Source organism: Carbonicoccus niuqiaonis (genome assembly GCF_050157065.1).
Classification (GTDB): Bacteria; Actinomycetota; Actinomycetes; order Propionibacteriales; family Propionibacteriaceae; genus Avipropionibacterium.
This window is the reverse complement of sequence record NZ_CP189573.1, coordinates 230,422-244,375: the sequence shown is the minus strand read 5'-3', so window position 1 is coordinate 244,375 and position 13,954 is coordinate 230,422. Positions and strand designations below refer to the sequence as shown.

The 13,954-nt window shown below is 69.2% G+C and carries 13 protein-coding genes; 6 read left to right on the top strand and 7 right to left on the bottom strand.

Annotated elements, in window-relative coordinates:
• Nucleotides 1-16 precede the first annotated feature (16 nt).
• Nucleotides 17-904, top strand: coding sequence for an aldose epimerase family protein (locus ACQBAU_RS01100; protein WP_465256230.1), 888 nt, complete (start codon nt 17-19; stop codon nt 902-904).
• A gap of 55 nt (nt 905-959) precedes the next feature.
• Complete coding sequence (locus ACQBAU_RS01095; RefSeq protein WP_465256229.1) at nt 960-1,757, top strand: hypothetical protein; 798 nt, start codon at nt 960-962, stop codon at nt 1,755-1,757.
• A gap of 3 nt (nt 1,758-1,760) precedes the next feature.
• On the opposite strand, the gene ACQBAU_RS01090 is transcribed toward ACQBAU_RS01095, so the two are convergent.
• Together ACQBAU_RS01090 and ACQBAU_RS01085 are read right to left on the bottom strand one after the other, a co-directional pair.
• Nucleotides 1,761-2,264 (bottom strand): DUF6328 family protein, encoded by a 504-nt coding sequence (locus ACQBAU_RS01090; RefSeq protein WP_434548794.1) that lies wholly within the window; start codon nt 2,262-2,264, stop codon nt 1,761-1,763.
• A 68-nt stretch (nt 2,265-2,332) separates the two neighbouring features.
• Nucleotides 2,333-3,400, bottom strand: coding sequence for a Gfo/Idh/MocA family protein (locus ACQBAU_RS01085; protein ID WP_465256228.1), 1,068 nt, complete (start codon nt 3,398-3,400; stop codon nt 2,333-2,335).
• A 135-nt stretch (nt 3,401-3,535) separates the two neighbouring features.
• On the opposite strand from ACQBAU_RS01085, the gene ACQBAU_RS01080 reads away from it, so the two are divergent.
• Nucleotides 3,536-5,053: a DHA2 family efflux MFS transporter permease subunit gene (locus ACQBAU_RS01080; protein ID WP_465256227.1), complete on the top strand. Its 1,518-nt coding sequence runs from the start codon at nt 3,536-3,538 to the stop codon at nt 5,051-5,053.
• Between the two features lie 55 nt (nt 5,054-5,108).
• Complete coding sequence (locus tag ACQBAU_RS01075) at nt 5,109-6,083, top strand: CPBP family glutamic-type intramembrane protease (RefSeq protein WP_465256226.1); 975 nt, start codon at nt 5,109-5,111, stop codon at nt 6,081-6,083.
• Between the two features lie 170 nt (nt 6,084-6,253).
• On the opposite strand, the gene ACQBAU_RS01070 is transcribed toward ACQBAU_RS01075, so the two are convergent.
• The 4 genes from ACQBAU_RS01070 to ACQBAU_RS01055 all read right to left on the bottom strand — a co-directional run bounded on the left by ACQBAU_RS01070 (nt 6,254) and on the right by ACQBAU_RS01055 (nt 11,079).
• On the bottom strand, nt 6,254-7,777 hold the full coding sequence (locus ACQBAU_RS01070) for a sodium:solute symporter family protein (protein ID WP_465256225.1): 1,524 nt from the start codon (nt 7,775-7,777) through the stop codon (nt 6,254-6,256).
• 130 nt (nt 7,778-7,907) lie between these two features.
• Nucleotides 7,908-9,446 carry a hypothetical protein gene (locus ACQBAU_RS01065; RefSeq protein WP_465256224.1) on the bottom strand — a complete coding sequence of 513 codons (1,539 nt, stop codon included), beginning with the start codon at nt 9,444-9,446 and terminating at the stop codon, nt 7,908-7,910.
• Between the two features lie 11 nt (nt 9,447-9,457).
• On the bottom strand, nt 9,458-10,579 hold the full coding sequence (locus tag ACQBAU_RS01060) for an SPFH domain-containing protein (RefSeq protein ID WP_465256223.1): 1,122 nt from the start codon (nt 10,577-10,579) through the stop codon (nt 9,458-9,460).
• A gap of 233 nt (nt 10,580-10,812) precedes the next feature.
• Nucleotides 10,813-11,079 (bottom strand): SHOCT domain-containing protein, encoded by a 267-nt coding sequence (locus ACQBAU_RS01055; RefSeq protein WP_434548801.1) that lies wholly within the window; start codon nt 11,077-11,079, stop codon nt 10,813-10,815.
• Between the two features lie 285 nt (nt 11,080-11,364).
• Between ACQBAU_RS01055 and ACQBAU_RS01050 the strand changes: the two genes are divergently transcribed.
• Both ACQBAU_RS01050 and ACQBAU_RS01045 read left to right on the top strand, forming a co-directional pair.
• Complete coding sequence (locus tag ACQBAU_RS01050; RefSeq protein ID WP_465256222.1) at nt 11,365-12,597, top strand: sensor histidine kinase; 1,233 nt, start codon at nt 11,365-11,367, stop codon at nt 12,595-12,597.
• The gene (locus ACQBAU_RS01045) at nt 12,594-13,241 is read left to right on the top strand and encodes a response regulator (RefSeq protein WP_465256221.1); all 648 of its coding nucleotides are present in this window, start codon (nt 12,594-12,596) and stop codon (nt 13,239-13,241) included. The genes ACQBAU_RS01050 and ACQBAU_RS01045 overlap by 4 nt, the downstream gene beginning before the upstream one ends.
• Before the next feature lie 63 nt (nt 13,242-13,304).
• Here ACQBAU_RS01045 and ACQBAU_RS01040 read toward each other — a convergent pair whose 3' ends face one another.
• Nucleotides 13,305-13,880: an NUDIX hydrolase gene (locus ACQBAU_RS01040; RefSeq protein ID WP_465256220.1), complete on the bottom strand. Its 576-nt coding sequence runs from the start codon at nt 13,878-13,880 to the stop codon at nt 13,305-13,307.
• Nucleotides 13,881-13,954 lie beyond the last annotated feature (74 nt).

Genomic DNA, 13,954 nt, shown 5'->3' with positions numbered 1-13,954 from the left:
GCAACACGGTCCTCACATGGTGGACCGCGTCGGCAACGGCACCACCACCGGTGATCATGGAGCCATGGCCGCGCCGGAGACGTACGAGCTCATCTCACCCGACGGGCGGCTGACCGCCCGTGTCGAACCAGGATCGGGGGGCCGGTTGGTCTCGCTGGTCGTCGACGGGTCCGAGGTGATCGCGACCTGTCAGGGGAGGCACGGAGCCGACTACTTCCGCGGATCGTTCCCGATGGCCCCGTGGTGTGGACTGTTGACCGACGGCATCGTCGACTTCGACGGCAAGCAGTACGAGATGACCGGGCGCACGTCGCCGTCCGGGCCGAAGTACTACCACGGAGCCGTGCACTCGTGGCCGTTCGAGGTCCTGGCGCACACGCCGACCACCATCGAACAACAGATCCGGATCGGACCCGACCAACCCGACGCATGGCCGTGGGCCGGTCGGGTCCGGCATGACTACGAGCTGACCGACGACACGCTGATCACCCGCCTGTCGGTGCACTCCGACGGTGAGGAGTTCCCGGGGGCCGTCGGCCTCCATCCCTGGTTCGTCAGCCACCTCGGCGGCGACCCGGCCCGGCCGGCCGACATCGACTTCCGGCCCGGCCAGGAGCTGGTCCGCACCGCTGACTCCCATCGCGAACCCACCCCCGAGGTCGGTTCGACCGCCAACGGGCTGTTCATCGACCTGGCCGGTCCACCCACCATCTCGTGGCCCGGGGGTCCGACGCTGCAGCTGGAGTCGACGGCACCGGTCTGGGTCACCTACACCCACCCCGAGGGCGGCTTCTGCGTCGAGCCGTGGACGTCCCCGGACGGACCGATGGACAACACCTACGTCCACCGGGTCACCCCGGACTCCCCGTGCACGATGGAGTTCGTGATCAACATCAGTCGTTGAACGAGCCGCCGTACGGCGTCTCGGTCCGACACCAGGACCCACGTACGATCGACGGGTGCCGAGCCTCACCACGACCACCACGATCCCCGACCTTGACCTCGAGTCCCTCGTCTCGGTCCTCCCTGGCCTGATCCAGCGGATCCGGACGATCACGTTCGACGGCGACGACGTGGCACGCCTGGACGGCGAACGCCGCGAGGGACTGCGTCTGGTCGATGGGACCGCCGGCACACCCGGCTCGGCCTACCGCATCGTGCTCGACACCGACGAGGGTCAGGACCACCCCGACGCGCGCCGGGCCGTGACCGCCACACTCGTCACCGATGACCACCATGTGATCAAGGTCGACGTGACGGCTGCGGAAGGAAACGCGATCGTCGAACTGGCCAATCCGCTGCGGCCGCAACACGTGACGGCCGAGGCGACGGTCACCCACGCCGAGGTGCCGGTCTGGTTCGGCCGCGACATCGATGCCTGCGCGACGATCGACCTCCCCCGGCTGAGCGCCGGCCACGGCCAGGTGTTCCGCGCCGGTCTCAACACCCGCTGGGGCACCGGGAACCTCGAGGTCGAGCTGACCCGGCGTCCCGACCGGCACGAGGTCACCGTCACCCTCGCGGTACGGCCACGCTGGATGCTGGCCGTCGGGATGGTCTCCTGGCCGTTCCTGCGGAAGCGGGCCCAGGCCGAGTTCGACCGGACGGTGGAGAAGTTCGTGACCGACAACGGTGCCGAGCTGGGCGAGGTCGTGCGGGAGTGGGCGGCCCGGTCGGAGGCCGAACGCATCGAGCTGCTGTGGCTGGAGCTGAAGAACTCGGTGGCCGCTACAGCACCTGAGGCCACCAGCGCCTGATCATCACTGACGCTTGCCTGCCAGTACGGGGGGCAACACCGCGATCAGCACGATCACCACCAGCACGGCGCCACCGGCGATCAACGCGGCATCGAAGCCGAGCACCAGGTCGGTGATCAACGTTGCCGTACCGACCAACATCAGGCCGACCCCGATCAGCACGACCCGGAGGATCACGTGCCCGATCCGGACGATCCTGCGCTTCATGCCCTGCCGGAAGAGCTGTCGGTGCAGCACGACCGGCGCCAACCCGAGTGCCGTGGTGACCACCCCGAGAGCCACGAGCGTCAGGTAGACCACCTGCTGGAACGGTGTCAGCTCGGCAACCCGCGGCTGGAACGCGGCCGCCAGCAGGAACCCGGTCATGATCTGGGTGCCCATCTGGGTGACTCGAAGCTCCTGCAACAGCTCGGCCCAGTTCCGGTCGAACTTCTCGAGTTCGGTCTCGTGCCGGCCAGATTCGTCCGACGCGTCCGCATCGCGCTGCCGGTCCGGTTCCCGATTCATCGTGCCTCCTCAACGTGGGGTGGACCGTCCCGTCGCGTCGGTCACACCGACGGGCGGTCAGGCAGAGGTCAGTCGAGCTGAACGATCTGCCCGGTCCGGATGCTCTCGTCGGCAGCCACCACGATCCGCAGGCTGTTGACCACGTCACGCAGGTGGCCGGACAGGTCGTGGTCGTGGGTGATGGCGTCGAGCAGCAGCTGCTGCTCGGCGGCGCACAGGCCGTCGTGGTCGGGTGCGTCGGCGGTGTTGATCAACTCGTCCGGCTTGGCGAAGGCGTTGTCGACCAGCTCGGCGTGGTGGACGCGCAACGAGTCACTGCGCGTGTGGGAGTCGATGTCGTCGGACTCGCCTTCGCCACTGTGCTTGATGATCGAGACCGATCCCTTGGGCCCGATGACGTCCTTGACGAAGTACGCCTCCTCGCTCATCATCGGACCCCAGCCCGCCTCGTACCAGCCGATCGAGCCGTCGTCGAAGGTGACCTGCAAGTTGCCGTAGTTGTACATCCCCGGCTTCAGGTCGTCGGTGAGCCGGGCACCCATCGCGACGACCCGGATCGGACGGGCCTGCGTCATCTGGCACATCACGTCGACGTAGTGCACCCCGCAGTCGACGATCGGGCTGACCGACGCCATGATGTTGCGGTGCAGGTCCCAGGTCGCACCCTCGGCCTGCTGGTTCAGGTTCATCCGCATCACCAGCGGCTTGCCGAGACCTTGTGCCCTCTCGATGAACAGCTGCCAGGCCGGGTGGACCCGCAGGATGTGACCGACCAACAACTTCCGATCCCGCTGCGCGGCGAGGTCGGCGAGTTGCTGGGCCTCCTCGACGGTCTCGGCCAGCGGCTTCTCACAGAACACGTGACAGCCGGCCTCGAGCGCGGCCGTGACGTACTCGTGGTGGGAGTCGGGGAAGGTGGCGACGCACACCACGTCGGGCGTGGTCGCGGCAAGGGCCTCGTGGCCGTCGGCGTACGTCGGAACGCCGCCCAGTTCGGCCGACAGCGTGTCGCGGCTCTCGGGGCGACGGCTCACCAGCCCGACGAGTTCGTATCCCGGGTTGGCGTGGTAGGCCCGGGCGTGGCTGGTGCCCATCCCGCCACTGCCGATCACCAGGACGCGCAACGCAGTCGCCATCGATCCACCCTTTCGCTCGGCCGAGCGGGCCGGGCCGACCCGGTCCCGGTGCTGGAACGTGTCGATCAGCCTACACACGGGGCCGTACGACGTGATCGGCTCGGCCGCCCGGATCGACAGGTCTATATTCCGGGTGTGTCCGATCCCAGCAGCCCGACGACCGCCGCCGAGCGGGATCCGCGGCTGGACCGGCCGTGGCCGGCGCTGTGGTCGATGGTGTTCGGCTTCTTCATGATCTTGGTCGACACCACCATCGTCAGCGTGGCGATGCCCAAGCTGATGGAGGGCCTGCGCACCGACATCAACGGCGCGATCTGGGTCACCAGCGCCTACCTGCTCGCCTACGCCGTACCGCTGTTGATCACCGGCCGGCTCGGCGACCGGGTCGGACCGAGGACGATGTACGTGATCGGGCTCGGCGTCTTCACCGGGGCGAGCCTGTGGTGCGGATTCGCCGACAGCATCGAGATGTTGATCATCGCCCGGGTGGTGCAGGGCCTGGGTGCCGCGTGCCTGACACCACAGACGATGACCACGATCACCCGACTGTTCCCCGGCCAGAAGCGGGGACCGGCGATGTCGGTCTGGGGTGCGACCGCCGGCATCGCGATCCTGGTCGGGCCGCTGCTGGGCGGGGTCCTGACCGACCTGCTCGGCTGGGAGTGGATCTTCTTCGTCAACGTACCGGTCGGTGTGGTCGGGATCGGCCTGGCGCTGCGGTTCGTGCCACGGTTCCCGGTGCGCAGCCACAGCTTCGACTGGCTCGGCGTGGTGCTGAGCGCGATCGCGATGTTCCTTCTGGTGTTCGGGATCCAGGAGGGTGAGACGTACGCGTGGGGCACGATCACCGACAGTCTGGTGATCGCCGGCGTGGCCACCGGGATCCCCGTCTCGGTGCCCGGGTTGATCATCGCCGGCGTCGGCTGCCTCACCCTGTTCCTGGTCTGGCAGGCGATGAACCGTCGGGAACCGCTGATACCGCTGGGGTTGTTCACCGACCGCAACTTCTCGGTCGCGAGTGTCGCGATCGCCGCCATGGGGTTCGCGATGACCGGCATCGGGCTGCCGTACACCCTGTACCTGCAGCTCGCCCGCGGCATGTCACCCACCCAGGCCGCGCTGATGCTGATCCCGATGGCGGTGATGTCGTTGGCGATGGCCCGCCCCGTCGGCCGGCTGGTCGGCCGGGTCGACCCGCGGTTCCTGGCGATGGCCGGGTTCGGGCTGACGGCGGTCTCGATGGTCATCTTCTGGCTGCTGCTGCACACCGACACCACTGTGTGGGTGCTGCTGGTGCCGGCGACGCTGCAGGGTTTCAGCACCTCACTGGTCTGGTCGCCGCTGTCGATGAACGCGACGTACAACCTGCCGATGGATCGGGCCGGCGCCGGCTCCGGGGTCTACAACACCACCCGGCAGGTCGGCAGTGTGCTCGGGTCGGCGGCGATCGCCGCGGTGATGCAGATGCGGCTGGTGAGCCACCTCGGAGGTGGTGCGGCCGGCTCGGCCGAGGCGATGGGGCCGCTGCCCGAGCCACTCCGCGAGGGGTTCGCGGTCGCCATGGGCGAGTCGATGCTGCTCCCTGCCATCGCCCTCACCGTCGGGTTCCTCGCCACGCTGTTGTTCGCGCCGATCCGTCGCCACGACCACTGACCCGGCGACAGGCCGGGGACGGCAGCCGTACGGGCCGACTGGCAGACTGGCGCCCGTGGCCAGCAACGCCCAGTCCCCGCAGGAGCGACCCGCCGGGTCCGACACCCCGGATGAGGGTGCCCGGACCCCGTCCGAACCAGGCGCAGCCGACCCGGCGCGGGACGCCGCGGTGGCCGCCACCGCGGCAACGGGCGCGGAGTCGAACCCTGCGGTGACGGGGACGGCCGACGACGAGGAGCGACCGCGGTTCAGTCGCGCGTTGATCCCGGCGGTCGGCGTGTCGGTGTCGGCGTTCCTGCTGTTCGGCCTGCAGATCGGGTGGCCGGGTCACGTGTTGCTCGTGGCGAGCCTGGTGCTGGCGTTCGTGTTCGACCGTGGCCTGTTCAAGGACCTGCTGCTGATCGGCATTGGCATCACCATCGTGTCGTTGACCTCGGTGAAGGCCGACGTCAGCTGGGACCGGTTCATCACCATCGGGACCGTGCTCGCGCTGGCGGTGAGCGTGCCGTTCCTGATCGACCGGTTCGTCTACAAGCGTCGTGCCATCCGGTTCCCGTTTCGCAGCGGCAAGAAGTGGACCTTGGTCCAGAAGAGCTACATCGGGCTGGTTCCGTTGCTGGGTTGGCTGATCCTGCCGTTCTACTTCATCCGGTCCGGGGCGTACCTGAACTGGCCCCGCATCACCGACACCAGTGAGCTCGTCCGGTTCTTCATCGGGGTCAACGCCGTCGGCACCTGGGACGAGCTGTTCTTCATCTGCACCTGTTTCGCCCTGCTGCGTCGCCACTTCCCGGTCTGGCAGGCCAACCTGCTGCAGGCGACGATCTTCGTGTCGTTCCTGTGGGAGCTCGGCTACACGGCGTGGGGTCCGCTGCTGACCGTCCCCTTCGCCCTGCTGCAGGGCTACATCTTCACCAAGACGAAGTCGCTGACCTACGTGCTGATCGTGCACCTGACCTTCGACCTGGTCGTCTTCCTGGCCATCGTGCACGCCCACAACCCGGACTTCTTCCCGTTCTTCCTCTACTGATCGGCGTGTCGGGCGCCCTCACCGCCCGCGGACGGGCCGGCGCCCGTGTCGAGGGTCGCCACAGCGACACACGTGGAGCTCACGTCCAGCTGTGTCGCTGTGGCGCCCCTTTTTACGGCGACCCTGCCCGGAAGCGGCCCTTCCCGGCATGATCCGGGCCGAGCAGGCCCTTACGCCACAGCAGTGGCGGCCTCATCGGTGTCGACCGGGTCCTTGCCCAACGAGTCGACCAGCTCGTCCACCTCCGGGTCACGCCGTGGCGCCACGAACCCGATCACGATGAACAGGATGATCGACACCACGACCGGGGACCCGGTCGAAATGGCGTTGGCGTCGGCGCCGACGGCACTGATCTGGTCGGCGATGACGTACTTGGTGATCGCGAACACCACCAACCCGGCCGCCCAGGAGATCAGCGCGGCCGCCGGGCCGGAGCGGCGGAACCACGGCAACATCCCCAGCAGCATCGGCACCGCGATCGGGCCCACCAGGGCGCCGAACCACGCCACGATCAGGCCCAGTACCCCGCCGAAGCTGTCGGCGCTGAAGGCGATCACCATGCTCAACCCGATGAACAGGAAGGTGGTCAGCCGGCCCACGAACAGTTCGGCCCGACCCGCCAGGTGGCCGCGGCCCCGCCGCAGTCCCGGGATGATGTCGCGCACGACCACCGAGGCGATGGCGTTGGCGTCGGAGGAGGTCATCGCCATGGTGTGGGCGAACATGCCCGCCAGCACCAGGCCGATCATGCCGACCGGCAGGAGTTCCTGGGCCAGCAGGGCGTACGACTGCTCCGGCTCGGCCAGCCCCGGCAGCAGGATCGGGCCCGCCCACATCGGGATGAACAGCACCAGTGGCCAGACCAGGTAGAGCGCCCCGGAGAACAACATCGACCGCTTGGCCTGCGCAGCGTTCGGCGAGGCGATCAGCCGCATCGCCAGGTTCCACGTGCCACCGTTGTACGACAGCGTCGAGACGATGATGAACACCAGGAAGAACGACATCGTGAGGTCGCCGCTGAACGGGCTGCCGTGGCCGGGCGGGAGCTGGCTCCACATCGTGAACGGGGTGGCGATCCCGTCCAGCCGGATCATCACCGCCACCAACATCGCCACCGCGGCGATCAACTGGACGATGAACTGGCCGAGGTCGGTGAGCACGTCGGCCCACAGCCCACCGATCGTGGAGTAGATCATGGTCACCCCACCCACCAGCACGATGCCCCACACCAGCGGGATCCCGGCGAACACGTTCAGCAGGATCGCGCTGGCGCTCCACTTGGCGGCCACGTCGAACACCTTCAGCGCCGCGCCGGACCAGGCCAGCACCTGCTCGGTCGCCACGTTGAAGCGGCCGGCCAGGTACTCCAGCGGCGAGATGATGCCGAGCCGTTGCCGCAGCCGCGGCCACCGTGGGGCGAACAGGAAGGCGCCGATCGTGCACGCGACGGTGATGCTGAGCGCCCACCACACGTACACCGCGAACCCGGTGGTGTAGGCCAGCGCGGCGTACGCCACGAACACCGCCGCCGAGTAGCCGGACATGTGGTGGGAGATGCCGACCAGCCACCACGGGATCTTGCCGCCACCGACGAAGAAGTCCGCCGCCGAGGCGACCCGCCGCTTCGACCACACGCCGATGCCCACCATCAGCAGGAAGTAGCCGCCGACGACCACCCAGTCCAAGACGTCCATGGTGCGCACCCTTCGCCGTCACGGGATCAATCCCTTGAGGCTGGCACGCACCCGCCGTCCGGGCAAGCACCGTCGACACGGCATGTCGGTGTTGCCGGGGCGCCGGTTCAGCCGACGGCCCGGCGGCCGCTCACCCGAAGAAGTAGAACAGCGCGATGATCACCCCGAGCACGATCAGCCCGCCGATCACCGCCAGTGCGATCTTGATGGCGCTGTAGGGACGCTCCCCCTGCACCTCGCCGGTGGTGCCGTTGATGAACACCTGGTACGGCTTCTGCTGGTAGGTGACGGTCAACAACCAGACCGGCATCAGCAGGTGGGAGAAGTCGAGGAAGTGGAACCGGGTCTGCATGCCCGTGATGTCCTGCTTGTCCCCGCCGATGTCGCCGCGGATCGTGTGCTCGATCGCACCGTTGATCAACGGTCGTGCGACCTCGTCGAAGGTCTGCTGGGCGTCCCGGTCGTAGGTTCGGCTGAGGTGCCCGGCGATGAACTGCGCCGAGTACGGTGCCGCCTCGGTGACCGGCCACGGCTCGAGCTTGGCGACCCGCTCCTGGTCGAGCCCGGTGTTGGCCAGGCTGGCGAGGTCCCGGAACTGGTTGTGCACCGTGCCGGACACCGATCGCCAGCGGGTCCGCGTCTCGGTGCGCCGGTTGTCGCCCGAGCCGACGGTGACGGTGTAGTTGTCGCCGCGCCGCCCGTGGTACTGCGTCGTGGTGTCGGTGAAGTAGCTGAAGTAGGCCAGGTAGATGCTGCTGAACGATCCGAGCGTTCGGTAGGTCTTGAACTCGTTCGGGGCGAACCAGCGCGACTTGATCCACTTGTCGATGTGCTCGCGCGCGTCCTTCTCCGGCACCCGGATCGGCAGCACCCCGTCCACGGCCAGCCGGGTCTCGGCGTCCTGCAGGTCGTCGCGCTGGACCGGGGTGTTGCAGTACGGGCACCGGACCGCGGTGAGGGTGCCGGTGAACGTGGTGTGGCCACCGCAGGCCTGGCACACCACCTCCTTCTCCCGATCACCGCCGACCAGACGGGTGGTGGACTCCCGACGGGCCTGGGTGAGTGCCGCCATGCTCGATCGGAGGTCGTGCCGCCCGACGGCCCCCTCGACGCCGACCACGGGTTGGGTCTCCCCGCAGTGGGGGCACCGCATGCCGGTCGAGGCGGCGTCGTACACCAGGTTGCCGCCGCAGGCCCGGCACGGGTACGTGCGGGTCCGCTCGGTGTGGTGCAGCGCCGCCGGGTCCGGCAGCCGCCCCGGATCGGGCAGCCGGTCGGGCTCGGGCATCAGGTCGGGCTCCGACATCGCGGCCGACTCCGGCAGCGGCGGTGGTGCCGCACTGTTGCCGTACGGATTCCGCTCGCCGGCGGCGGGTTCCGGTAGGGGCGGTGGTGCCGCGCTGTTCCCGTACGGATTCTGCTGCCCGTACGGATTCTGCTGGCCCTGGCGCTGCGGGACCTGCGGCGGCAACGGGGGCGGGCCGCCGGCAGGACCACGCTGCTGCGGGCCAGACGGTGCCTGCCCCTGCCCGTACGGTGCCTGCCGCTGGCCGGACGGTGCCTGCCGCTGGCCGGACGGTGCCTGCCGCTGGCCGGACGGTGCCTGCCGCTGGCCGGGCAAGGGCGGCGGCTGCCCCTGGCCGCGCAGTGGTGGTGGTGCGCTCGACATCGGCGGGGTCGTCAGGCGGGCTGCTCGGTACCGGGCAGCGGCGGCGGTGCGGCGAACAGCGGCGCCAGGGCCGGGACGTCGGCGGCGCGCGTCCACGACGCCATCCCGTTGGTCCAGACCAACGTGTCGGCGGTGAGCTGACCCGACTGGGCGAACTGCTGCACCTGCTGCGGCTGGAACGGCCCACCGGGCTGTCCGTTGATCGCGACGTGGAAGGTCTGCGCCCCGGGCAGCGGTGGCGGGCCGGACGGGGCCGCGGCCCCACCCAGCTGGTTGGCCATCTGGCCGCCCATCGCCAGCCCGAGGCCGGCGCCCATCATCTGGCCCATCCCGCCACCGGACTCGTTGCCGGCGGCGATGGTCATCGCGTCGGCGGCCTTCGCCTGCTGGTAGCGCTGCATGTCGCCCAGGTTGTTGGCCCAACCGGCCTCCTCGACACCGCGGGCCACGCCACGCGTCATCGCCTGCGTGATCTCCTCGGGCAGCGAGATGTTCATCGTGATCGAGTCGATGGCCAACCCGAACTCGTCGTCGACCCGCTCGGCGACGAAGTCGCGCAGCTTGCTCGACAACTCGACCTGCCGTCCCTGCAGGTCGATCACACCGAGCTTGGTCTCCATCACCATGTCGGAGAACGCGAGCGTGATCACCCGACGCAGCAGCTCGGAGATCTCGTCGACGTTCACCGAACTGTCGGTGCCGATCACCTGGCGCAGGAAGATCGCCGGGTCCTCGACGCGGACCACGCACAGGCCGTTGGCGCGTACCTGCACCATCCGGAAGTCCGGGTCGCGGACGGTGACCGGGTTGGCCGTCCCCCACCGCAGGTCGGTGACCGGACGGGTGTTGATGAAGTAGACCTCGGAGCGGAACGGTGAGTTGAAGCCGTGCTTCCAGCCCTGCAGGGTCGACATGATCGGCAGGTTCTCGGTGCTCAGGTCATAGTGCCCGGGCCCGAAACGGTCACCCAGCTGACCGCGGTAGACGAACACCGCCTCCTGGCCCTCGCGGACGATCAGCTCGGCGCCGTTCTTGATCTCGTTGTTGTAGCGCGGGAACCGCCACGCCAGGGTCGACCGGGAGTCATCGAGCCACTCGATGATGTCGACCAGTTCGCCCTTGAGCTTGTCCATCAGACCCATTGCCGGTGCTCCGTCCCTCGAGGATCGTGCGTCCCCGCGCGGACGCACCCCCTCAAGATTAGGCGAGGCCCGAGCCACTCCGGCAGGGGGAGACGGGTGCACCAACGGGCAGAACCGTGCGGGACAGGCGCCCGGTCCGGACGCGACCCGGCCCACCCCACCGATCGTGTCCGTGGGGTGGGCCGTGCCGCTGCGATCACACCGTGCGGGCCGGGTGAGGTCCGTCAGCGCATCGAGCCCGGGTTGTACGGCGGCGGGTTGCCCGGCTGCTGCGACTCCCGCAGCACGGCGAGCCGCTCGCGGTACTCGTCGGGGGTGATGTCACCGGCGGCGAGGCGGTTGGCGAGGGTGGCGAACGCCTCCCGTTCCGGTGCGTGGTGGGGATGGTGCGGGTGGTGGGGCCCACCGCGGACCCACGGTGGCGGACCGAGCTTGCCGTTGCGGGCAAGGAAGAAGGCGGTGACGGCGAGGCCGATGATGAGTAGGCACATGAAGAGTCCTCCTAGGGGTACGAAGGGCGGCGGGCCACCGTGGTGGGGGCCCGGCCCGAACATGGGGATCAGTGAAGTGATCATGAAGCCATTGTGCGTCGCGGCGGCGCGGTGGACATCGGCCACGGAACGGCATCGGGACTACGTCGGTGGACGTAGCTCAGCTACGTCCACGACCCCTCGTGGTGAGGGCTGTCGGGCCGTACGCTCGAACGGTTCCCTGTTCGACGCTGGGTACGAGTGCCGGACAGGGTGTGACGTCGTACGGCGGTGGAGGTGAGGACGATGCAGGGGACGACCCGCGACAGGGCACGGTGGCGACAGCTGCTGGTCGACGGCGTCCTCGGCCTGCTCGTGGCCTGGCTGTTGACGGTGGCCGCCCGGGTGAACCAGCAGCCGCCCGGCCGACAGCCCGGCGGCCCGCCCGAGGAGCCGTACGGCCCGCCCTGGGGCCCCGGCGGCTGGGACGAGAACAGCTTCGCCGCGATCCCCTGGCAGCCCTGGATGGTGGCCCTCGCGGTCGGCATCGGAGCTGCGGTGGCGGTTCGCCGGGTGTTCCCACGGGTCTCGTTCCTGGCGGTCGTCGTCCTGACCGGGACCTACCTCACGCTGGGTGGCCCGATCCCGCCGACGCTGCTCGCCCCGGCGCTGGTGGTCTTCGTCCTCGGCAGTCGGCGGCCGGCGCGGGAGTTCTGGATCCCGCTGGTCCTGGTCGCGGTCATGGTGTGGACCGCGTTCTGGTCCCAGCCATGGCTGGGGTTGGCCGACCCGACGTTGTACATGGCGGTGGTCCTCGGGTTGGCGGTGACCATGGTGCCGGGGATGGCGGCCATGATCAGGTCGGACCGACGATCGACCGCGGAACGGCAACGCCACGAGGAGCTGCAGCGGGTCGCGTACGAGGAGCGGCTGCGCGTGGCACGTGACATCCATGACGTGGTCGGACACAGCCTGTCGATGATCTCGTTGCAGTCGGGGGTCGCCCTGCACGTACTGGAACGCAACCCGGAGCAGGCCCGGCGGAGCCTGCAGGCGATCCGGGATGCGAGTCGCGACTCGCTGGCCGAGCTGCGGCAGACGCTCGGCGTGTTCCGCGCCCACGACTCCGAGCCGCAACCGTTGGCGCCGTCACCACGGCTGAGCGACCTCGACGCGCTGACCGACGGGGTCCGGGCGGTGGGCCGCGAGGTGGTCATCACTCGCGAGGGACCGGTCGACGACGCCCCGGCCCGGGTGCAGACGGCGGTGTACCGGCTGGTGCAGGAGGCCCTGACGAACGCGATCCGACACTCACGGGCGTCGACCATTCGGGTCGTCATCACGGCCGGCGAGGCAGGCTTCACCTTGGACGTGACCGACGACGGTGAGCCGATCACTGCACCCGTACGGGAGGGCAACGGCTTGCGCGGGGCACGGGAGCGGGTCGCCGCCCTCGGTGGCACGCTCCGGATCGAGCCGGCGACCGACGGCGGGCTCGCCCTGCACGCCCATTTCCCACCGGGGGAGGACGACACATGACGATCTCCGTGGCGATCGTGGACGACCAGGCGCTGGTCCGGATGGGGCTGCGCGCGTTGATCGACGCCGAGGACGACCTGACACTGGCCGGTGAGGCCGAGGACGGCACCGCGGCGGTGGCGTTGGCGCGGCGGGCGCGACCGGACGTGATGTTGATGGACATCCGGATGCCCGGTCGCGACGGGATCGCCGCGCTGCGCGACATCACCGCCGACGAGACGTTGTCGGCGGTGAAGGTGATCATGTTGACCACCTTCGAACTCGACGAGTACGTGTTCAACGCACTGCAGGCGGGTGCGGCCGGGTTCTTGATCAAGGACTCCGAGCCCACGGACCTGCTGCGGGCGATCCGTCTCGTCGCCGAGGGGGAGTCGCTGCTCTCCCCCACCGTCACCCGCACCGTGATCGGATCGTTCGCCAACCGTGCCGTCAGCCGACGGCATCCCCAGCTGGACGAGCTCACCGATCGCGAGACCGAGATCCTCATCCTGGTCGCCCAGGGCCTCAACAACGAGGAGATCGCCAAGCAGCTGTGGATCTCCAAGGCCACCGCGCGGACCCACGTGAGTCGCGCCATGATCAAGTTGGGGGCTCGCGACCGGGCCCAACTGGTCGTGATCGCCTACCAGTCAGACCTGGTCTGAGGCTCGCCGTCGACACCCCCGCACGTCGGACGTGTCGGGACGCACGTCGAGCTTGTCGAGACGTCAGATCGCGCCCATCGCGATCGCCAGCCGGACCACGTCGGCGTGGAGCCGGTCGTGCCCGGCGAGGAAGTCGACCGCCTCCGCCGGCGGGAAGGTGTGGACCGCGGTCACCTGTTCCCCGTCGGGTGGATTGGTGGGTGGTCCGACCAGCTCGACCTCGGTGACCACGATCGCCCAGAACGCCAACGGGTGTGGCAGATGCGGGCGGTACGGCCGGTCGTTGAGATGTGTGGCACGGAAGGCACCGAGGTACGACCACGGCCCGGTCCGGCGGGCGCCGGCCTCCTCGAGCAGTTCCCGGTCGAGGTTCCGCTCGATCGGCTCGAGCCCATCAGGCACCTCGAGCCCACCACGCTCCTCGAGCTTGTCGAGAGGCTCCCGGGTACCACCGGGCAGGAATCGCCAGCCCTCATCGGTGCAGCACACCACGACCTCACCCCGGCACAGGGCGACGGCGTGGATCCGGGAGACCAACTCCTCCGGCGGCGGGCCGACCTCGAAGCAGATGTCCGCCGAGGCGTACGTCACGTGTTGTGACGTGAACAGGACGGAGTCCGAGGTCGACGAATCCAGCATCCCTCGACCCTATGACGGCCAGCCCTCCCATGGCACGGAGCCCGACGCCGGGTCGGAGTCGAGCACAGCCGCCG